General features: G+C 61.7%; 22 protein-coding genes. 12 read left to right on the forward strand and 10 right to left on the reverse strand.

Going from position 1 to position 20,428, the window contains the following annotated elements; translation table 11 throughout:
• Positions 1 to 38: 38 nt before the first annotated feature.
• Positions 39 to 917, reverse strand: coding sequence for a serine hydrolase (locus tag LMJ30_RS14005; RefSeq protein WP_229432931.1), 879 nt, complete (start codon positions 915 to 917; stop codon positions 39 to 41).
• A 345-nt stretch (positions 918 to 1,262) separates the two neighbouring features.
• The gene (locus LMJ30_RS14010) at positions 1,263 to 2,279 is read right to left on the reverse strand and encodes a sulfate ABC transporter substrate-binding protein (protein ID WP_229432932.1); all 1,017 of its coding nucleotides are present in this window, start codon (positions 2,277 to 2,279) and stop codon (positions 1,263 to 1,265) included.
• A gap of 231 nt (positions 2,280 to 2,510) precedes the next feature.
• On the opposite strand from LMJ30_RS14010, the gene LMJ30_RS14015 reads away from it, so the two are divergent.
• The 3 genes from LMJ30_RS14015 (at position 2,511) to LMJ30_RS14025 (ending at position 4,086) form a co-directional block, all read left to right on the forward strand.
• Complete coding sequence (locus tag LMJ30_RS14015; protein WP_229432933.1) at positions 2,511 to 3,041, forward strand: GNAT family N-acetyltransferase; 531 nt, start codon at positions 2,511 to 2,513, stop codon at positions 3,039 to 3,041.
• Between the two features lie 20 nt (positions 3,042 to 3,061).
• Positions 3,062 to 3,697, forward strand: coding sequence for a YcbK family protein (locus LMJ30_RS14020; protein ID WP_229432934.1), 636 nt, complete (start codon positions 3,062 to 3,064; stop codon positions 3,695 to 3,697).
• An 83-nt stretch (positions 3,698 to 3,780) separates the two neighbouring features.
• The gene (locus tag LMJ30_RS14025) at positions 3,781 to 4,086 is read left to right on the forward strand and encodes a DUF378 domain-containing protein (protein ID WP_229432935.1); all 306 of its coding nucleotides are present in this window, start codon (positions 3,781 to 3,783) and stop codon (positions 4,084 to 4,086) included.
• Positions 4,087 to 4,140: 54 nt separating this feature from the next.
• Here the strand turns inward: LMJ30_RS14025 and LMJ30_RS14030 are convergent, their stop codons facing one another.
• Complete coding sequence (locus LMJ30_RS14030) at positions 4,141 to 4,359, reverse strand: DUF3460 family protein (protein ID WP_229432936.1); 219 nt, start codon at positions 4,357 to 4,359, stop codon at positions 4,141 to 4,143.
• 116 nt (positions 4,360 to 4,475) lie between these two features.
• Between LMJ30_RS14030 and LMJ30_RS14035 the strand changes: the two genes are divergently transcribed.
• The 4 genes from LMJ30_RS14035 (at position 4,476) to LMJ30_RS14050 (ending at position 8,804) form a co-directional block, all read left to right on the forward strand.
• A complete protein-coding gene (locus LMJ30_RS14035; protein ID WP_229432937.1) occupies positions 4,476 to 4,907 on the forward strand; it encodes a hypothetical protein in 432 nt (143 codons plus the stop codon).
• Between the two features lie 76 nt (positions 4,908 to 4,983).
• On the forward strand, positions 4,984 to 5,781 hold the full coding sequence (locus LMJ30_RS14040) for a transporter substrate-binding domain-containing protein (RefSeq protein ID WP_229432938.1): 798 nt from the start codon (positions 4,984 to 4,986) through the stop codon (positions 5,779 to 5,781).
• 45 nt (positions 5,782 to 5,826) lie between these two features.
• Positions 5,827 to 6,441 (forward strand): amino acid ABC transporter permease, encoded by a 615-nt coding sequence (locus LMJ30_RS14045; RefSeq protein WP_229433025.1) that lies wholly within the window; start codon positions 5,827 to 5,829, stop codon positions 6,439 to 6,441.
• 110 nt (positions 6,442 to 6,551) lie between these two features.
• Positions 6,552 to 8,804 (forward strand): putative bifunctional diguanylate cyclase/phosphodiesterase, encoded by a 2,253-nt coding sequence (locus tag LMJ30_RS14050; protein ID WP_229432939.1) that lies wholly within the window; start codon positions 6,552 to 6,554, stop codon positions 8,802 to 8,804.
• An 83-nt stretch (positions 8,805 to 8,887) separates the two neighbouring features.
• Here the strand turns inward: LMJ30_RS14050 and LMJ30_RS14055 are convergent, their stop codons facing one another.
• Together LMJ30_RS14055 and LMJ30_RS14060 are read right to left on the reverse strand one after the other, a co-directional pair.
• Positions 8,888 to 9,805: an alpha/beta hydrolase gene (locus LMJ30_RS14055; RefSeq protein WP_229432940.1), complete on the reverse strand. Its 918-nt coding sequence runs from the start codon at positions 9,803 to 9,805 to the stop codon at positions 8,888 to 8,890.
• A 34-nt stretch (positions 9,806 to 9,839) separates the two neighbouring features.
• A complete protein-coding gene (locus LMJ30_RS14060; protein ID WP_229432941.1) occupies positions 9,840 to 11,516 on the reverse strand; it encodes an electron transfer flavoprotein-ubiquinone oxidoreductase in 1,677 nt (558 codons plus the stop codon).
• A 163-nt stretch (positions 11,517 to 11,679) separates the two neighbouring features.
• Here LMJ30_RS14060 and LMJ30_RS14065 point away from each other — a divergent pair, with 163 nt between their 5' ends.
• Positions 11,680 to 12,456 (forward strand): SDR family oxidoreductase, encoded by a 777-nt coding sequence (locus LMJ30_RS14065; RefSeq protein ID WP_229432942.1) that lies wholly within the window; start codon positions 11,680 to 11,682, stop codon positions 12,454 to 12,456.
• Positions 12,453 to 12,884 (forward strand): acyl-CoA thioesterase, encoded by a 432-nt coding sequence (locus LMJ30_RS14070; RefSeq protein WP_229432943.1) that lies wholly within the window; start codon positions 12,453 to 12,455, stop codon positions 12,882 to 12,884. Before LMJ30_RS14065 ends, LMJ30_RS14070 begins: the two co-directional genes overlap by 4 nt.
• A gap of 11 nt (positions 12,885 to 12,895) precedes the next feature.
• Here the strand turns inward: LMJ30_RS14070 and LMJ30_RS14075 are convergent, their stop codons facing one another.
• Together LMJ30_RS14075 and LMJ30_RS14080 are read right to left on the reverse strand one after the other, a co-directional pair.
• Positions 12,896 to 13,105: a DUF7661 family protein gene (locus LMJ30_RS14075; protein WP_229432944.1), complete on the reverse strand. Its 210-nt coding sequence runs from the start codon at positions 13,103 to 13,105 to the stop codon at positions 12,896 to 12,898.
• 5 nt (positions 13,106 to 13,110) lie between these two features.
• A complete protein-coding gene (locus LMJ30_RS14080) occupies positions 13,111 to 13,671 on the reverse strand; it encodes a LuxR C-terminal-related transcriptional regulator (RefSeq protein WP_229432945.1) in 561 nt (186 codons plus the stop codon).
• A gap of 123 nt (positions 13,672 to 13,794) precedes the next feature.
• Here LMJ30_RS14080 and LMJ30_RS14085 point away from each other — a divergent pair, with 123 nt between their 5' ends.
• The gene (locus LMJ30_RS14085; RefSeq protein WP_229432946.1) at positions 13,795 to 14,493 is read left to right on the forward strand and encodes a CoA transferase subunit A; all 699 of its coding nucleotides are present in this window, start codon (positions 13,795 to 13,797) and stop codon (positions 14,491 to 14,493) included.
• Between the two features lie 20 nt (positions 14,494 to 14,513).
• On the forward strand, positions 14,514 to 15,164 hold the full coding sequence (locus LMJ30_RS14090) for a 3-oxoacid CoA-transferase subunit B (RefSeq protein WP_229432947.1): 651 nt from the start codon (positions 14,514 to 14,516) through the stop codon (positions 15,162 to 15,164).
• A 91-nt stretch (positions 15,165 to 15,255) separates the two neighbouring features.
• On the opposite strand, the gene LMJ30_RS14095 is transcribed toward LMJ30_RS14090, so the two are convergent.
• The 3 genes from LMJ30_RS14095 to LMJ30_RS14105 all read right to left on the reverse strand — a co-directional run bounded on the left by LMJ30_RS14095 (position 15,256) and on the right by LMJ30_RS14105 (position 18,431).
• Positions 15,256 to 16,518, reverse strand: a complete 1,263-nt coding sequence (locus LMJ30_RS14095; RefSeq protein WP_229432948.1) for a M56 family metallopeptidase — start codon at positions 16,516 to 16,518, stop codon at positions 15,256 to 15,258.
• The gene (locus LMJ30_RS14100; protein WP_229432949.1) at positions 16,515 to 16,898 is read right to left on the reverse strand and encodes a BlaI/MecI/CopY family transcriptional regulator; all 384 of its coding nucleotides are present in this window, start codon (positions 16,896 to 16,898) and stop codon (positions 16,515 to 16,517) included. The genes LMJ30_RS14095 and LMJ30_RS14100 overlap by 4 nt, the downstream gene beginning before the upstream one ends.
• A 231-nt stretch (positions 16,899 to 17,129) precedes the next feature.
• Entirely contained in the window at positions 17,130 to 18,431 is a 1,302-nt protein-coding gene (locus tag LMJ30_RS14105) for a dicarboxylate/amino acid:cation symporter (protein WP_229432950.1), read from the reverse strand.
• Between the two features lie 245 nt (positions 18,432 to 18,676).
• Between LMJ30_RS14105 and LMJ30_RS14110 the strand changes: the two genes are divergently transcribed.
• Complete coding sequence (locus LMJ30_RS14110; protein ID WP_229432951.1) at positions 18,677 to 19,960, forward strand: DUF885 domain-containing protein; 1,284 nt, start codon at positions 18,677 to 18,679, stop codon at positions 19,958 to 19,960.
• Positions 19,961 to 20,428: the final 468 nt, after the last annotated feature.

Here is a 20,428-nt window from a genome sequence, read left to right on the forward strand (position 1 = left end):
AAACCGGGACGCGTCCCGGTTTTTTTTGTCCTTGCCGTCTAGCGGCGGCGGCGCTTTTTGTTCGACGCTACCTTGGCGCGCTTGCGCAGCGAAGGCTTGCGCACTGTCGCCTTTGCCATCACCGGCGATTCGCCGCCGTTGATGAAGCGCCGGATGTTGAGGGCGTCGAGCACGCGCGACGAGCTCGATTTCGCATTCAGCATCACCAGGGTGGCGTTCTTGCCGGCGGTGGTGATGCGCATGATCAGGCAGCGGCCCGCTTCTTCGGTGTAGCCGGTCTTCGACAGGCCAATGTCCCAGCCCTTGGCGCCTACCAGGCGGTTGGTATTGCGGTATTCCACGCGGCGGCCGTTAATGCGGATCATGTCCTTGGCGTCGGTGGTCATCTCGACGATGGTCGGGTAGGTGGCCGCGGCCGCGGCCATCTTGACCAGGTCCCCGGCGGTCGACTTGTTCGCCGGCGACAGGCCGGTCGGTTCTTCAATCACGGTTTGCGTCATGCCCAGCGCCTTGATCTTGGCGCGTACCGCCGCCTTGAAACCGACCGTGCCGCCTTCGAAGGTGCGCGCCAGCGAGGCGGCGGCGCGGTTATCGGACGACATCAGCGCCAGCTGCAGCACGTCGCGGCGGCTGATCTTCGCGCCGACCGGAACGCGCGAGGTGCTGTGCTTGAGGGTGTCGACGTCGCGCTGGTTAATCGCGATCATTTCATCCATGTCCTGGTGGGCGTCGAGGACCACCATGGCCGTCATCAGCTTGGTCAGCGAGGCGATCGAGACGACGCGGTCGGCATTTTTTTCGAGCAGTACCTTGCCGGTGCCGTCTTCAATGACGAGCACCGATTGCGATCCGAATGGCACCGCGAACGCGGCTGCCGAGACGGACATCAGTACGCTGGCGAGAATTTTTTTGATCATTGTTTGTGCTTGTTCTTCGCGATAAGTAGTGAGTGGGCGTCGGAGCGCGGGGGATGCGCACGGGAATAACGCGTATAGCTGTGGAGCAACTACTCTAAGGGCGAAGATATCACCAAGGATGAGCGGTGTCTATGGCGCACAAACCAAATCCGGCCTGAACAGTATATTTGGTGTGGTTAATTTCTCTTAGACAAAGGCTAAGATGATGGAAGGGCAAGCGGTGTCAGTACAGGGCCTGCTTGTAAACGGCGTCATTCCCGCGCAGGCGGGAATCCATTCCGTGCCTTTGGGCACACTGGTTATGGATTCCCGCTTGCGCGGGAATGACGGGGGCGGACGAAGGGCTTACTTGGTCTGGTAGATCTTGTCGAACTCGCCGCCGTCGTCGAAGTGCTTCTTCTGCGCCGCTTTCCAGCCGCCGAATACTTCATCCACCGAGAACAGCGCGATCGGCTTGTAGTTCTTTTCGAACTTCTTGTAGACCGTTTGCGAACGCGGACGCAGGTAGTGCTTCGCGCCGATCGTCTGGCCTTGTTCGGAGTACAGGAAGTTCAGGTAGGCGGTGGCCTGCTTACGAACGCCGCGGCGGTCGACCACCTTGTCGACAACCGCAACCGGCGATTCGGCCAGGATCGACATGGCTGGATAGACCAGTTCAAAGTTGTCGCCAAATTCGCTGCGCACCATTTGCACTTCATTCTCGAAGGTCACCAGCGCGTCGCCGATCTGGCGCTGGGTGAAGGTGGTGGTCGCGGCACGCCCGCCGGCGTCGAGGATCGGCACATTCTTGAAGATGCGCGTCACCAGGTCGCGCGCCTGGGCTTCGGTGCCGCCTTTCTTGATGACCGAGCCCCATGCCGCCAGGTAGGTATAGCGGCCATTGCCAGCCGTCTTGGGGTTCGGGATCACGACTTTGACGCCCGGCTTGGCCAGGTCGTCCCAGTTCTTGATGCCTTTCGGGTTGCCCTTGCGGACCAGGAACACCATGGTCGAATAGTAAGGCGCAGCGTTGTTAGGGAACTTCTTGGCCCAGTCCTTGGCGACCAGGCCGCGATCGGCCAGCATGTCGATGTCGTTGGCCTGGTTCATCGTGACGACCGACGCTTCCAGGCCGTCGGCGACCGAGCGGGCCTGCTTGCTGGAGCCGCCATGCGACTGCTTGATGCTGACGTCTTCACCCGTGGTCTTCTTGTACTCGGCGATGAAAGCCGGGTTGATTTCCTTGTACAGCTCACGGGCGACATCATACGAAACATTCAACAGCTCGACTTCAGCGGCACTGGCGCTGAACGGGAGGGCCAGGGCGGAGAGCGCGAGGGCGAGGATTCCGCGGCGGACGTGTGCGTTGTTTTTGGTATGCATGATTACAATGTGCCTCTATTGTGGAAACAGAACTGCATAGTCTAAAATTCGCAGCGAAAACGGAAGTATTCTTTCGTCATATGCTTAGATGGCAGAGCGTGGACTGGTGCTATGCCTACCGGCTGGTCGCTTCATCGCAACGCTTTGGCGCGGGTTTCAATGTATAGTCGCGCCTATGCGGTTTGAATGGCGGCAATGTATTTTGCCCGGGATTACTTTTTTTGAATGCATATGGGTATTGAGATTCGCACTGCTGTACCGGATGACGCCACTGCCGTGTGTGCGGTCCTGCGCCGGTCGATTACCGAATGCTGCGCGGACGACCACCAGCATTGTCCTGCCATCCTGGCTTCGTGGCTGGGCAACAAGACGCCCGAGACCGTTGCCACCTGGTTCACCACGCCAAGCAACTTCACCCTGGTCGCCCTCAGCGAAGGCGAGGTGGTCGGCGTTGCCTTGCTGACCCAGGCCGGAAAAATCTCCCTCTGTTACGTATTGCCCGAGGTGATGCACCGCGGCGTCGGCAAAGCCTTGCTGTGCGGGCTGGAAGAGCAGGCCCGTAGCTGGGGCATCAGCGTCGTCAAGCTGAAGAGCACGGTCAGCGCGCGCGACTTTTACGCGCGCAATGGCTACATTAACGGCGGCAAGGAAATGTCCTGCTTCGGTATCGAATGCGATTTCTTCTGGAAGAACCTGAACGAACCCGTTACCGACACATCCGACGGCGCGCGCAAGCGCTTCTGTGGCTGTAACGCCCAATAAAACGAATACTAATAATACCAATGCTCACACGCAGAGACTTCCTTCATCGCGGCCTCGCGGCTGCCGGCGCCCTGGCGGCGCCCCTGGTCGGCGCGGCTGGCGCCAAGGCGGCGACGCCGGCGACCGATATCGCGCCGCCTCCCGACCTGTTCGACGCCCAGGCGCTTGACATCGATTTCTGGCTGCGCCCGCGGGTGTTGAACGTGACCCGCCCGGCCAGCGGCGAAAAAGCCAAATTGCTGTACTGGAAAGACGGCGAGATCATCGATGCGGCCTATCAGGAGCTGTGCCACCTGATGCGCGACGTGAACGGCAAGGAAACCGCGCCGATCGATCCCAAGCTGTTTGAAACGCTGTGGGGTGCGCAGGCCTTTATCGAGCGCTACGGCATGTTCCAGCCGCTCGAGATCCTGTCCGGCTACCGCACTGCCAAGTCGAATGCGCGCCTGATCGAGCAGGGCATCCCGGCCGCGCGCCAGTCGCTGCACATGCACGGCAAGGCGGCTGACGTGCGCATCGCCAGCCTGAACCCGGAAGTGCTGGGCGAGCTGGTGCGTAGCTTCCGCCAGGGCGGCGTCGGGTTCTACTACCGGTCGAGCGCCAGTGGCGGCTGGATCCATGCCGATACCGGCGTCAAGCGAAGCTGGAAGGGCTAAGCGCCGATTGTCGAAACCTTGTGCCCTTGTTTGCTGTCGTAGCAGTAGGCCACCGCGTGGGTGGCTACCAACAGGAGGCAACAATGGCAACGATGAACGCACCAACCATGGAGCGCCGCCATATCCCCGAGCGGCGCAGCACGGCGGCTGCAGCGCGCGGCAGCACCATGAACGCGCTGGACTGGGCCGCAACCATCCTGATGATTGTCGGCGGTCTGAACTGGGGGCTGGTCGGCGCTTTCGACTACAACCTTGTGGCAGCACTGTTTGGCGACCAGACACCGCTGACGCGCCTGGTCTATGCCCTGGTCGGGGTGGCGGCGCTGTACGGCATCTACATGGCAGCCAAGATCGCCGCCAGGCGGCCCCTGCCCAGCAGTAGCGCCTGACCGGGCGCAGGGGCATGGGCGCGGCAGCCAGAGCGCGCCCATGCCGCCCGGCCCTCACTCGTACGAGTAAGGCTTGACCGCCACGCTGTCGCGCCGCTCCTTGTCGCGCTCGGCGATGTCTTGCTTGTGGTCCCACCAGATGTACCAGCCGCGCATCTGGTCTTCCTCGACGCCAGGGTGCCGGGCGAGATAGTTGTCCAGGAACTGCTCGAATTCGGAGACGTACTCGCCGGGGCCGGTGAGATGGCGTCGTTTGTGCGTGTGGGTTTGCATGGCATCCTCCTTTCCATCCCTGGATTCGACTGGCGGAAAGGTCAGCAAGTTCGGCATATACGGCAACGGTGAAATGCCGTAGCATACGGGCCGTTGTTGTTTATTTTCAGGATGCAATGAAGCCAGACCCACAGACCGCCCCGCCCGACGCCGAGGCCAAGCCGCGTTTTCGTCCGCGCCCGTGGGTTCACCTGGAAACGCCGCAGGATGTCGAGCTCTGGATCGAGGAGCATAACCAGAGCCTGCAAGAAAACATCGGCCCGCAGGAAACCGGCTACGGCGTGTGCTTCACCCTGGCCGAAGGCGGCAACATCTACATGCACACGGGCGCCGACGCCATCATCCTCGACGTCGACCAGGATGCGCGCTGGGTCGCGCCGCTGATCGTCGCCGCCACCCGTACCGACGAACCGCAGTCCCAGCTCTGGGTGCTGCCGGACGACAAACTGGTCCAGCTGATCATTGGCCTGTCCTGCCTGGTCGCCAGCACGACCCTGGTGGTCGGCCATTATTTTGGCTCGCGCAACCGCAAGATGGGCTTCGCCTGATCATTGCTTCTGTGCACATGAACGTTTTTTCGGTTATAAAGCCAAACTCAGCAATTGATTAGACAATGGTGAACCCATGATCCCGACCCGCCGCCGCGCACTGCTCCTTCCCGCCATCCTGATTGCTGCCACGCTGGCGCTGCCGGCCCATGCCGCCGACTTGCTCGACACGGTCAAGGCGCGTGGCACCCTGCGCATCGCGATGGAGGGCACTTATCCGCCGTTTAATTTCAAGGACCCAAAGACGGGGCAGCTGGCCGGCTACGACGTCGATGTGGCCAGGCTGGTCGCGTCCAGGATGGGCCTGAAGCCTGAGTTCATCACCACCGAATGGAGCGCGATCCTCGCCGGGCTTGGCGCCGGTAAATACGACGCCATCGTCAGCCAGGTTGGCCTGACCGCCAAGCGCCAGGAAGTATTCGATTTTTCGGAGCCGTACACCTATTCCAACCCGCAGCTCATCGTCCGCAAGAACGACAAGGCCAATTACGCCAGCCTCGCCGACCTGAAAGGCAAGAAGCTTGGCGTGGGGCAGGGCAGCGTTTACGAACAGCAGGCCAAGGCCGTGCCTGGCATCGAGGTCAAGAGCTATCCGGCCGCGCCGGAGAACCTGCAAGACCTCGCGGTGGGCCGCATCGACGCGGCGCTCAACGACAGCCTGATGGTGGCCTATTTGCTGAGCAACTCAAAGCTGCCGATCAAGGCCGGCGCGCGGGTGGGCCAGGCCGAACGCATGGCCATTCCATTCAAAAAAGGTAACCCGCAGTTCAAGGCGGCAGTCAACAAGGCATTGCAGGAGGCGACGGCCGACGGCAGCCTGAAGCAGGTTTCGATGAAGTGGTTTGGCAGCGACGTGTCGCGCCCGGCGAAATAAACCGTGACGGAATTGTTCGAGCTGCTGCGCGAAGCCGCGCCCGTGATGCTGGCGGGCGCCGGCTACACGCTGGTGTTCGCGATGGCGGCGATGATCGGCGGCCTGGCAATCGGCTTCCCCGTTGCCGTGATACGCATGTCGTCGCTGGCCTTGGTGCGCTGGCCGGCCTCGCTGTACGTCAGCATGATGCGCGGCACGCCGCTGCTGGTGCAGATCTTCGTCATTTACTACGGCCTGCCGAGCGTGGGCATCGAGTTCGACCCGGTGACCGCGGGCGTGCTGGCGCTGTCGCTCAATTCCGGCGCTTATCTGTCGGAAAGCTTGCGCGGCGCGATACAGAGCATCAGCCAGGGCCAGTGGCGCGCCAGCTTCAGCCTCGGGCTCGGCTACTGGCAGACCCTGCACCACATCGTGATGCCGCAGGCCTTGCGGGTGGCGGTGCCATCGATGAGCAATACCTTGATCAGCCTGATCAAGGATACCTCCCTGGTCTCCGTCATCACCGTGTCCGAGCTGATGCTTGCCACCAAGGAAGTTATCGCCACGACCTTCCAGCCGCTGCCGCTCTATATGGCCGCAGCCGGTATTTACTGGTGCCTGAGCCTGGCGTTCGAAGCACTGCAGCGGCGTGCCGAGCGCCGCCTCAACCGCGCACATTAATTGCCAAAACCTACAAGCTGTATCAATGAGCGCGTGCTCGACAGGTTGCGCGCGCGCATGCTAGTCTAACCTTTGCAGCAACACCGCTTGATGTGGCCATGCGAGGTGAGATGGATAACGACAACGATTCCGCGACCGAGGCAAGCGACCGGTCCCCTGATGTCCGCGGCGAACGCGCGCCGGTCCGCAGCACGGACCGCTCCTTCGCCGCCGCGCCGTACGCCGCGCGCGCCGGCATGCTGTTCGTGGACCCCGACCCGCACTATCCCCTCGAGCCGGTGGTCGACGTCAGCGGCGTGACAGTCGACCGCCTGCGCTATGAAGAAGAGCAGGGCTACTACAACGAGCTTTACCTGCTGGCCCCCGTCGGCTACTTTGTCGTCGCCTTCGACCAGACGATTTTGCAGGCCAACCTGGTGGGCGCAGAAATGCTCGGGATCGCGCGCGCCAATCCCCGCGAGCACCGGCTGCGCACCTTCGTCAGCCCCGCCTACCTGTCCGACTTCGACCACTTCTTCAGCAGCGCCATCAACAGCAGCACCCCGATCCAGTGCCGGCTCCAGCTCGGCCACGGCGCGGGCGAGCTGGTACAGGTCACGCTGCTGGCCAGCGCGGACGGCAGCGGCCAGGCCTGCCGGGTGGTGGTGGAACGCGCGGAAGGCAAGCTGGCCGCCCTCGAACGCAGCGAGGAGCGTTTCCGCCGCATCGTGCACAGCGCGGAAGAAGGCATCTGGGAGATCGACGCGGAATCGGTCACCACCTTCGTCAATCCCAAGATGGCCGCCATGCTCGGCTATTCCATCGAGGAGATGCTGGACCTGCCGCTGGTCGACTTCATGGATGCCGAAGGGCGCAAGATCCTTGAACGGAACATCGCGCGGCGCCAGCAGGGCATCGCGGAACGCCATGAGTTCAAGTTTTTGCGCAAGGACGGGCATGACGTCTGGACCACGATGGCCACCAACCCGATCTTCGACGCCAGCGGCGTCTACCTCGGTGCGCTGGCGCTGGTCACCGACATCACCGACCGCAAGGCCTCCACCGAATTGATCTGGCAGCAGGCGAACTTCGACCAGCTGACCGGCCTGCCGAACCGGCACATGTTCATGGACCGGCTAAGCCAGGAAACGCGCAAGGCCGACCGCAACGCCGCCTTCCTGGCGCTGCTGTTCATCGACCTCGACCACTTCAAGGAAGTCAACGACCACTACGGCCACGCGGTTGGCGACACGGTGCTGGTGGAGGCGGCGCGCCGCATCGCAGCCTGCGTGCGCTCGACCGACACGCTGGCGCGGCTGGGCGGCGACGAGTTCACGGTGATCCTGGCCGGGCTTGACCATGTGGGCAGCGTCGAGCGGATTGCGCAGGCGATGATCGCGGCGCTGTCACAGGCCTTCGAGTTCGGCGGGCAGCGCATCTTCATCTCGGCCAGTATCGGCATCGCGCTGTACCCGCCGGACGCGCGCGACCTCGACGAACTGGTGGCGCGCGCCGACCAGGCGATGTACTCGTCCAAGAACGGCGGCCGCAACCGCTTCAGCTACTTCACGCCGGACCTGCAAGAGGCGGCCAGGGCACGCCAGAACATGGGCGCCGACATGCGCGCCGCGATCAAGGCGCAGCAGTTCGAGATTGTGTACCAGCCGATCATCTCGCTCCATTCAGGCGCGGTGTACAAGGCCGAAGCGCTGCTGCGCTGGCGCCACCCGACGCGCGGGCTGCTCGGGCCGGCGGAGTTCATCCCGTTCGCCGAATCGAATGGCCTGATCGTCGAAATTGGCGACTGGGTCTTCCGCGAGGCGGCGCGCCAGGCGCACGCGTGGCAGGCCACTATCGACCCGTCGTTCCAGGTCAGTGTCAACAAGTCGCCGGTGCAGTTCCGCCGCGACGCCGACATGTATGAAGGCTGGTTTGCCTACCTCGAAGAGCTGGGGCTGCCGCGCCAGAGCATCGTCATCGAGATCACCGAGAGCATCCTGATGCAGGGCGCCGACCAGGTGCTGGAGCGGCTCAAGCACTACCGCGCGATGGGGCTGCAGGTGGCGCTGGACGATTTCGGGACCGGGTATTCATCCCTGTCGCACCTGAAGCGCTTCGATATCGACTATGTGAAGATCGACCAGTCGTTTGTATCGCAGCTCGAGACAGACCAGGGCGACCTGGCGCTGTGCGAGGCGATCATCGTGATGGCGCACAAGCTGGGGCTGAAGGTGGTTGCAGAGGGCGTGGAAACGCAGGGGCAGCGGCAGCTGCTGCTCGATGCGGGATGCGATTACGCGCAGGGATATGTGTTTGCGCACCCGATGCCGGCTGCGGAGTTCGAGGTGATGGCGCGGGAGTCGATTAAAAAAATCGGCGGATGACGCTGCGCTCTTCCGCCCTACGACGTCAGCGCGGGTTGGTAGGGCGGAAGAGGGCGTAGCCCGTCATCCGCCGCATGCGCGCACTACTGTTTCGTCACAATTCCCAACCCAACGAGGAAGCTGCGGACCTTCTCGTACGCGCCCACTTGCTGCTCGGCGCTAAACCCGCCGTGCCCGCCGCCCTTGATCGTCACGAGTTCGTTCTTCACTCCCGCCTTATCGAGCGCCTTGTGCAAGCGCGTGGCATGCGCATACGGGACCATCGGATCAGCATCGCCATGAACGGTCAGCACCGCAGGGCTCCCCGGGCGCACATGCGTCAAAGGCGAAATCTGCGCCGCCAGCGCCATTCGCCCCGGCATGCTGCCAAACCAAGCCACCGCGTACGAACGGATATTCTGGCCTTGCAGCATGTCCGCCACATCCGTAATGCCATACCAGTTCACCACGGCAGCCACTTTGGGCGCAGCATTGACATACGGACCGCTCCACGCCGGCTCGTTCGCCGCGCACTGGTTTGTCATTTCCGAATCGGGCGCGATTAACGCTGTTGTCAACGCCAGGTGGCCGCCCGCTGAATTCCCTGTCACGACCACTTTGCCGAGATCGAAGTTGTAACGCTTGGCATTTCGCCCTACCCACTGCAGCACGCACAGGGCATCTTCAACCGCAGCCGGCGCCAGTGCAGTCCTGGCCAGCCGGTATTCGATGTTAACGACGGCAAAACCCATCTGCATGTAAGGCAGGGCAGTCAGGGACGCGCCTTCGCGCGATCCGAACACCCAGCCGCCGCCGTGGATGTTAATTACCACCGGCAGCGCGGGAGCCGGCCTGGCCGAAGGCATGTACAGATCCAGCTTCAGGTCACGCCCGCTGGCGCTTGCATAGGTCTGGCCGGCATGCACGTCCCAGCCGTGGTCGAGGAGGATTGCGGCGCGCCAGCCGTCGTCGGCCGCCTGGACCGGGACGGCGCACACGCAGATAATCAGCGTCGGCAACAAGCGGCGCGCAAAGAACTTCGCCATCGCCGCCCGCTTACATATTCGGGTAGTTCGGCCCGCCGCCGCCTTCCGGCGTCACCCACACGATGTTCTGCGTCGGATCCTTGATATCGCAGGTCTTGCAGTGCACGCAGTTCTGCGCATTGATCTGCAGGCGGTCCTGGCCTTCGTCGGTCTTGACGAACTCATAGACGCCAGCAGGGCAGTAGCGCGCTTCCGGCCCGGCATACTGCGCCAGGTTGACGTTGACCGGGATATCCGCGTTCTTCAGGGTCAGGTGCACCGGCTGGTCTTCAGCGTGGTTGGTGTTCGAGATGAACACTGACGACAGGCGGTCGAAGGTCAGCTTGTTGTCCGGCTTCGGGTACACGATCGGCTGGTAGTTCGCGGCCGGCTTCAGGCACTCGTGGTCGGCGTAGTTGCGGTGCAGGGTCCACGGCGCTTTGCCGCGCAGGAGCATCTGGTCGATGCCGGTCATGATCGAGCCGAGGACCAGGCCTTTCGACAGCCACGGCTTGACGTTGCGCGCCACGTGCAGCTCGTCGTGCAGCCACGATTTTTCGAACGCCGCCGGGTAGCTGGCCAATTCGTCGTACTGGCGCTGTTCGCCCAGCGCGGCGAACACCGATTCGGCGGCCAGCATGCCGGTCTTGATGGCGGCGTGGCTGCCCTTGATGCGGCTCATGTTCAGGAAGCCGGCGTCGCAGCCGATCAGCGCGCCGCCCGGGAATACCAGCTTCGGCAGCGACTGCAGGCCGCCCGCGGTGATCGCGCGCGCGCCATACGAGATGCGCTTGGCGCCTTCGAAGAAGGTCCGGATCTCAGGGTGCGTTTTGTAGCGCTGGAATTCTTCGTAAGGCGACAGGTACGGGTTCTCGTACGACAGGCCGATCACGTAGCCGACCACGACCTGGTTGTTCTCCATGTGGTACAGGAAGGAGCCGCCGTAGGTGTCGTTCTTGAGCGGCCAGCCGGTGGTGTGGATGACGAGGCCTGGCTTGTGCTTGGCCGGGTCGATCTCCCACAGTTCCTTGATGCCGATGCTGTACGACTGCGGGTCCTTGCCTTCGTCCAGCTTGTACTTTGCGATCAGCTGCTTGCCCAGGTGGCCGCGCGAACCTTCCGCGAACAGCGTGTACTTGGCATGCAGTTCCATGCCGAGCTGGAAGTCGGCCTTCGGGTTGCCGTGGTGGTCCACGCCCATGTTCCCGGTGGCGACGCCCTTGACCGAGCCATCGTCGTTGTACAGGATTTCGGCGGCAGGGAAGCCCGGGAAGATCTCGACGCCCAGCGATTCGGCCTGCTGGCCCAGCCAGCGCACGACGTTACCGAGCGAGATGACGTAGTTGCCGTGGTTTTCGAAACAGGCAGGCACCATGAAACCAGGGGTCTGGTAGGCCTTCTTTTCGGTCAGGAACAGCACGCGGTCTTCGGTCACTTCGGTGTTCAAAGGCGCGCCCAGCTCTTTCCAGTTCGGGATAAGCTCGGTCAGCGCGCGCGGGTCCATCACGGCGCCCGACAGGATGTGCGCGCCGAGTTCGCCGCCTTTTTCCAGCACGCAGACACCGACTTCCTTGCCTTGCTCGGCGGCGAGCTGTTTGATTTTGATTGCTGCAGACAAGCCTGCGGGGCCGCCGCCGACGATCACGACGTCGTATTCCATCGCTTCGCGCGGGCCGTATTGTTCGATAAGGTTGATAGGCTCTGTCATGGTCTGATCAATGGTAGAAAAAATTTAAGCACGAGTGTGCGGCTTTTTAGCGGAGATTGCAACTTTGGCCGCATTTTACGGGGTTTATTAGACGCAGTAATCTATTACTGATAATTTGTGTAATGATTATGCTTTCAAAAGAACATCCGACAGGGAGCGAGTCGTGGGCATCGAAGTAAATTTTGAAGGAAAAATTGCACTTGTCACCGGCGCCTCGAGCGGCCTGGGAGCGCGCTTCGCGAAGGCCCTGGCCGGCGCCGGCGCGCAGGTCGTGCTGGCCTCGCGCCGGGTCGACCGCCTCAAGGAACTGCGCGCCGAGATCGAAGCCGATGGCGGGGCCGCCCACGTTGTGACCCTCGATGTGACCGACCTCGCGAGCATCAAGTCGGCGCTGGCGCATGCGGAAACGGAAGCCGGCCCGATCGATATCCTCGTCAATAATTCCGGTGTCTCGACCACCCAGCGCCTGCTCGACGTCACGCCCGAAGATTATTCCTATGTGATGGACACCAATTTGCGCGGATCGTTCTTCGTCGCCCAGCAGGCCGCCAAGCGCATGATCCAGCGCGCCAAGGGCGACCCGCGCAAGCAGCACCGCATCATCAACATCGCCTCTGTGGCGGGCCTGCGCGTGCTGCCGCAGATCGGCGTGTATTGCATGAGCAAGGCCGGCGTCGTCCAGATGACCAAGGCGATGGCGGTGGAGTGGGGCAAGTACAACATCAATGTGAACGCGATCTGCCCGGGTTATATCTCGACCGAAATCAACGAAGAATATTTCGCGACCGAACAGGGCAAGAAGCTGATCGACATGCTGCCGCGCAAGCGCCCGGGCAAGCCGGAAGACCTCGACGGCCTGCTGCTGTTGCTGGCGGCGGAAGAATCCCACTTTATCAATGGCGCGATCATCACCGCCGACGATGGCATGATGGCCCAATGACGAAGAAGCTGGTTCACACGATGCGGATGCCGATCCGCTGGGGCGACATGGATGCGATGGGCCATGTCAATAACACCGTCTATTTCCGCTATATCGAGCAGGCGCGCATTTCCTGGTTCGACGACATTGCGTGCACGCCGAACCCGGAGGGCGAGGGGCCGGTGATCGTCAACGCGCACTGTTCGTTCATCAAGCAGCTCAAGTATCCGGGCGAGATCGAGGTGACCACCCTGGTGGGGCCGCCGGGGCGGTCGAGCTTCGAGATGTATCACGAGATCAGGCTGGTTGGCGCGGACGGGCAGGCTGGTGTGCTGCACTCCGAAGGCGGCGCGAAGGTGGTGTGGGTTAATTTCCCGGCGGAGAAGTCGGCGCCGTTGCCGGATGAGTTGCGCGAGTTGCTGCCTCCTGCGAGCGTGATCGGCGGATGACGCCCTACAAGTCAGGAAATCGATTCGACGTTTTGCCCAAGGCCCGCCAGCTCATGGAAAATATCGTCCAGGTAGGTCGCGATCTCGTCCGCATCGAGTTCCGGCGGAATGACTAACTCGCTGACCTTGGCGCGCTTGCCGGGTTCGAGGTGGTAAACCTCCCAGGCATCGTTCTCGCGCCGCACCTCAAGCTGGAACCGCCCGTAGATATCGAACTTCATGCCGCTCAGCGCGACACGCCGACCAGCTTGTGCACCAGCTCGGAGGAAGTCGCGGCGCTGAACTTGCGCATCAGCTTGGCGCGGTGCATCTCGACCGTGCGGGGGCTCAGGCCGGTATCGCGGGCGATGATCTTGCTGGTCTTTCCCTCGACCAGCAGCGCGGCGATCTCGCGCTCGCGTGGAGTCAGCTCGGCTGTCACGGGGCGCTTCTCGCTGACATCTTCGAACGTCCACACGCCAGGGCCGAGCGGGTCTTTCGGATCGAGCGCGCGGCCGCTCACGTGGCACCAGAACAGCTCGCCATTGTTCCTCCTCATGATACGTTCGTCCGAATATCGGCCCTTTGTATTCATAATAGGAATAATGCGGTCGCCGGTGCGCAGGAACTCGTCCATCGTCGGATAGAGCACCTGGAATGACTTGCCGTCGAGGTCCCCATGGCCATAGCCAAACATCGATGTCAGCGCCTCGTTGCACGACTGGATTACGCGGTTGACCGAGATGCACATGCCGACTGGCGCGTGCTTGAAAATCGTTTCGTAATCAATAGCGTAGGATACGGTCATCTGATAAAAAGTAAGGCGCGGCGTGGTTGTGGGTTCCGAGTATTTCTACGGTATTGTGCTTTTAGCTTGCGTATTTTATGCTGAGAATCTACTCAGCAGTTAACCATAATAAGGGACACAGGAATGAATAAAGTTTATCCTGATGCGGCGTCTGCGCTGGCGGGCATCGTCAAAGACGGCCAGACCATCGCGGTCGGCGGCTTCGGTTTGTGCGGGATTCCGGAAGCGCTGATCCTGGCGCTGCGCGATTCGGGCGTCACCGGCCTGACCGCCATCTCGAACAACGCCGGCGTCGATGACTTCGGCCTCGGGCAATTGCTGACCACGCGCCAGATCAAGAAGATGATCTCGTCGTACGTCGGAGAAAACAAGGAATTCGCGCGCCAGTACCTGGCCGGCGAACTCGAACTGGAATTCACCCCGCAAGGCACGCTGGCTGAGAAGCTGCGCGCAGGCGGCGCCGGCATCCCGGCATTCTTCACCAAAACCGGCGTGGGCACCATCGTTGCCGAAGGCAAGGAAGTACGCGAATTCGACGGCGAACAGTACGTCATGGAGCGCAGCCTGGTCGCCGACGTCTCGCTGGTCAAGGCCTATATGGCCGACCGCGCGGGCAACCTGGTGTTCCGCAAGACCGCGCGCAATTTCAACCCGAACGTGGCGCAGGCGGGCAAGATCACCGTCGTCGAAGTCGAAAAGCTGGTCGAAGTGGGTGAGATCGATCCGGACCAGGTGCACCTGCCGAGCATCTTCGTGCACCGCATCGTCGTCAACCCAACGCCGGAAAAGCGCATCGAACAGCGCACCGTGCGTCCTAACTAAGACAGCATTCGGAGAAGAACATGGCTTGGACTCGTGATGAAATGGCCGCGCGCGCGGCGAAAGAACTGAAAGACGGCTTTTACGTCAACCTGGGCATCGGCTTGCCGACCTTGGTCGCCAACTACGTGCCGAAAGATATCGAAGTATTCCTGCAATCGGAAAACGGCCTGCTGGGTATCGGCCCGTTCCCGACCGAAGCGGAAGTCGATGCCGACCTGATCAATGCAGGCAAGCAGACCGTGACCGCTCTGCCAGGCTCGGCCTACTTCAGCTCGGCCGATTCCTTCGGCATGATCCGCGGTGGCAAGATCAACCTGGCAATCCTGGGTGCGATGCAGGTGTCGGAACAGGGCGACCTGGCCAACTGGATGATTCCGGGCAAAATGGTCAAGGGCATGGGCGGCGCGATGGACCTGGTCGCCGGCGTCAAGCGCGTCGTCGTGGTGATGGAGCATGTGGCCACTGCCAAGGACGGCTCGACCGCGCCAAAGATCCTGCACAAGTGCGACCTGCCGCTGACCGGCGTGGGCGTGGTGGACCTGATCATCACCGACCTGGGCGTCATCGAAGTGACCGAGGGCGGGCTGAAGCTGGTTGAACTGGCGCCAGGCGTGACCAAGGAACAGGTTGTCGAGGCAACGCAGGCGAAGCTGGACACCAGCGCGGTGTAATGCCGGCTCAGCATGGATTCCCGCTTTGCGCGGGAATGACGGGCAAGAAAACGGGGTGCAAGATTGCACCCCGTTTTTTTTAGTGAACGACTTACTTCAACGTCCACATATACTTCATTATCATCCAATCTTCCACTGGCTGGCCGGCGACAGTGGCTGGCTTGAAGCTGCACTTCGCAATGCCGATGCGCGCGGCCTCATCGAGCGGGGCAAATCCGCTGCTCTTTTTAATGGCCGAATCCTTGACCTTGCCGTCGACCCCAATGAGGAAAGACAAGGTGACCGTTCCCTGGTTTTCGTTCTTCAATGATTCCGCCGGCCACACCGGCTTCGCACAAGACTTGAAGTCGGCCACTGCGTGGGTCTTTTCTGCCTTGTCTGCTCCCGGCGCCGCGTTCGCAAACACGCTCAGGCATGCCGCCGCGAGCCCCAGCACGGGAATGGCGGCCTTCCAGTTCAGGGCCTGGGTTTCAGGGCGGATCAGGCGTTTGATACGTGTCATGAGGTCTCCTCCATTGGCTGCTTGGGCCAGGTGATGTGATGAGAACTGGATGCGCTCCAGCTCGGAAAGGGCAAGCGCCAGCCTGCGCGGTTCGCCCAGTTGTGTTGCAGCGATATCGTCTGCAATCTGTTCGCGTTCTTCACGGATGCGGCCCGAAATCCACCATACGGCCGGGTGATAGAACAGCAGGGTCTCGACCACGTTCTGGCCGAGGTTCACCAAATAGTCGAAGCGGCGCACATGCGCCAGTTCGTGCGCCAGCAACGCTTCGAGCAGGTGTGCCGGCATCCCGGTCACCAAGGAGGCTGGCACCAGCACCACCGGGCGCCACCATCCGGCGGTAATCGGGCTGGCCAGGTTGTCAACCACGCGCAAGCGGACCGTGCGGCTGATCCCGAACTGCACCGCCATGCGCTCGAGCCGGCCCTCCCAGTGGGCCTCGGCGGAGTAGCGGCGCGCCGCGCGCTTCACCCACAGCAGGCCGAGCCCGATGCGGACCGCGAGCACACTGGCGCATACTGCCCACAGCGCGACGATCCACGCCAGGTTGCCCTGCAAATAGCTTGCGAAGCCTTCGGCGCGTTTGCCCGGCGCATGGGCCCAGCCGCCGGCGGGCGTTGCGGCCGCCACCACGGCCGCGGCATCCTGCATGCGCAGGTAGAACTCGAGCGCGGGCCAGGCAAGGCACAGGAACAGGGCAGTGCAGGCCACCGTATAGCGGCGTTCCGGCCGCGCGTTGCGCATCAGGGTCAGCAGTACGGCGGTGGCGCAGCCGAGCAGCAGGCCTTGCCACAGGAAATGGACCAGCGTCCAGCCGATGCCGCCGACGACCATTGATGCGTGCGCGCTCATTTATCTTCCTCCTTCAGCAGCTTTTCGATTTCTTCACGTTCTTTTTTAGAGATGCCGCTGCGCAGCGCCGCCAGCACCAGCGCCTTGGCCGATCCTGAAAACGCTTTCTGGATCAGGTCCTTGAGCAAGTTGGTCTGGAGGGAATCCTGCGCCTGCGCCGGCGCGTACACGTGGGATCGCTCGCTTTCGTCGCGAATCAGGATCCCTTTGGTGTGCATGATCTGCATCAGCCGCAGCACGGTCGCGTAGGTCACTTCGGGGCGCTGCTTCTGGATTTCCTGGTGCACTTGTTTGGCGGTGGCGGAGCCGAGCGGCCACAGGACCTGGAGCAAATCCAGTTCGGCAGCGGTCGGTTTGGGGGCGGTCGGGGTCTTGGCCATGATGGTCCTTCAAGTCGCGGTAATTCGTAGAGTAGTCTGTCTAGACAGAGTTGTCTACAGATATTTACACGCCACCTGCAATAGCTGGATCATGTAGACAAATCTGTCTGAAATGATTGCGCTGCTGGATCATGCGCAGAGAAGGGGGGGGCTGCACCGGAAGGACCTGCTTGCGATCGACATCATCAAGCTGGCCCAACCGGTTGCTATTGATTTTCAGGCTGAAGTGATTCAGGCAACTTTGCGGACGACCGCCACTTCATCGCCGTGACGGTGGTGCGATGGGGAGGCCAGTTCTTCCGCGAGGCGGTTTTCATCAAGCTCATTTTCCCACTTCGACACGACCACCGTTGCTACGCCGTTGCCGACGAAGTTGGTCAGCGCGCGGCACTCGCTCATGAAGCGGTCGATGCCAAGGATCAGCGCCATGCCGGCGACCGGAATGGTCGGCACTACCGCCAGGGTTGCCGCCAGCGTAATGAAGCCTGCGCCGGTAATGCCAGACGCGCCTTTCGAAGTCAGCATCGCAACGCCGAGGATGGTGATCTGCTGGGTGAAGGTCAGGTCGGTATTGGTGGCCTGGGCGACGAACAGCGCCGCCATTGTCATGTAGATGTTGGTGCCGTCCAGGTTGAACGAGTAGCCAGTCGGCACGACCAGGCCGACGACCGGCTTCGAGCAGCCGAGTTTCTCCAGCTTGCGCATCAGGGCCGGCAGCGCGCTTTCCGACGAGCTGGTGCCGAGCACAATCAGCAATTCTTCCTTGATGTAGGCGATGAACTTGAAGATCGAGAACCCGGTCATGCGGGCGATCAGGCCGAGTACGACGAACACGAATACCGCGCAGGTCAGGTAGAACGAACCCATCAGCTTTGCCAGCGGCACCAGCGATGCAAGGCCGTATTTGCCGATGGTGAAGGCCATTGCGCCGAACGCACCGATCGGGGCCAGCTTCATCACCATGTTGACGATGCCGAAGATGACGTGCGACAGCTCGTCGATGGCGCGGGTAATCGGGCGGCCGCGCTCGCCAAGCATCGACAGCGAAAAGCCGAACAGGATCGCGAACAGCAGCACCTGCAGGATGTCGCCCTTGGCGAAGGCGTCGACGACCGTATTGGGAATGATGTTCAGCACGAAGTCCACCGTGCTTTGCGACTTGGCCTTGTCCGTGTACTGGGCGATCGAGGAAGCGTCGAGCGTGGCCGGGTCGGCATTGAAGCCCGCGCCTGGGCGCACAAGGTTGGCAACGATCAGGCCGATGGCCAGCGCGAAGGTCGACACCACTTCAAAGTAGAGTAGCGCCTTGCCGCCGACGCGGCCGATTTTCTTCATGTCCTGCATGCCGGCGATACCGGCCACCACGGTGCAGAAAATCACCGGCGCGATAATCATCTTGATCAGTTTGATGAAGCCGTCTCCAAGCGGCTTCATGTCGACGCCGAGGCTCGGGTAGAACACACCGAGCACGATCCCACAGGCAATGGCGAACAGCACCTGTATATACAGTACTTTGTAGAAAGGCTTTTTCATGGCGATGTCTCTTGTAAGGAGTTTGAGTTTCGCCATGATTAACCAGTTGCGAACACCCAGCTATTGTGGATATCCGCAGCGCTTATGTCCGATATTGCCCTGGGATATTGCTGATAGCATGGACTTATGCGGCGGCCATCCACTATCGTGTGGAAACTTGCGAAAAGTTCGGCCATTGAATCTGCAACCGGCCGCGGCATCCCGGCTATAATTTTCCCGGGACAACCATTCATCACAGGTAAAGAATGAAAAAGAAAATCGTTGCCGCTGTCGCGATGCTCGTCGCAAGCTCGGCGTTCGCGGCATCCGTGCAGGATGTTGCGGACCGCTACATGAAACTGGTCCTGGCTGTGGGCGTGCATGACTCGTCCTATGTCGACGCCTACTACGGGCCGCCGGAGCTGCAGAAGCAGGCAACGGATGACAAGAAAAGCCTCGCGGCGATCCGCGATGAAGTCGACGCCGCCCTGAAAGACCTGGCGACGCAGAAGGCGGCCAATGCCGACGAAGCCCTTCGCATCGAATTCCTCAACAAGCAGCTGAGCTCGATGCTGACCCGCATCGATATGCTGAACGGGAAGAAATTGAGCTTCGATGACGAGACTGCGCGCCTGTACGACGCCGTGTCGCCGCATCATGACCGCGCGTACTACATGAAGCTGGTTGCGGAGATCGACAAGCTACTGCCTGGCAAGGGCACCGTGCCCGAACGCCTTGCCGCCTTCCGCGCGAAAATGGTGATCCCGAAGGACAAGCTGAAGCCGGTGTTTGACGCCTCGATCAAGGAATGCCGCGCGCGCAGCGCCAAATATATCGACTTGCCTGCCAACGAGAACTTCGTGCTCGAGTTCGTATCGAACAAGCCGTGGAGCGGCTACAACTGGTACAAGGGCAACGCGCAGAGCCTTATCCAGATCAACACCGAGTTCCCGATCTATATCGACCGCGCAGTCGATCTTGGCTGCCACGAAGGTTATCCGGGGCATCACGCGTATAACGCGCTGCTTGAACAGTCGCTGGTGAAGGACAAGGGCTGGCAGGAGTTCAGCGTTTATCCGCTGTATTCGCCGATGTCGCTGATCGCAGAGGGCAGCGCCAACTACGGCATCGAGATGGCGTTCAGCGAAGCGGAGCGCCTGGCGTTTGAACGTGATGTGCTGTTCCCGATGGCAGGGCTGGATCCCAAGCTGGCCGGCAAGTACGCGGACCTGCGCAAGCTGCTTGGCAAGCTGAGCTATGCGGATAATGACGCGGCGATGAATTACCTGGACGGGAAGTGGACCAGGGAACAGGCCATTGACTGGCTGGTCAATGTGCAGCTGTACCCGCCCGAAAAAGCGGGCCAGCGGATCAGCTTCTACGATGGGCTGCGCGGGTATGTGATCAATTACAACCTGGGCAAGGACCTGGTCGCGAAGTACGTCGAGCGGCACGTGACGTCCAAAGATCCTGCCAAGGCGAAGGCGCAGAAGTGGGCCGCGTTCAAGCAGTTGCTGTCCTCGCCGAGGCTGGCGAGCGGGATTCGGTAAGACTGGTTTCCTGGCGACTCATGGCGGGGGCGCTTCGCTTGCCCGCCCTACGGACCGTTGAACACAGGCGACTCATGGCGGGGGCGCTTCGCTTGCCCGCCCTACGGACCGTTGAACACAGGCGACTCACGGCGGGGGCGCTTCGCTTGCCCGCCCTACGGACCGTTGAACACAGGCGACTCACGGCGGGGGCGCTTCGCTTGCCCGCCCTACGGACCGTTGAACACAGGCGACTCACGGCGGGGGCGCTTCGCTTGCCCGCCCTACGGACCGTTGAACACAGGCGACTCACGGCGGGGGCGCTTCGCTTGCCCGCCCTACGGATCGTTGAACACAGGCGACTCATGGCGGGGGCGCTTCGCTTGCCCGCCCTAAGGACCGTTGAACACAGGCGACCCATGGCGGGGGCGCTTCGCTTGCCCGCCCTACGGACCGTTGAACACTAATGAATGTAGGGCGGACAAGCGT

The organism is Massilia agrisoli, from assembly GCF_020831365.1.
Lineage (GTDB): Bacteria > Pseudomonadota > Gammaproteobacteria > Burkholderiales > Burkholderiaceae_D > Telluria_A > Telluria_A agrisoli.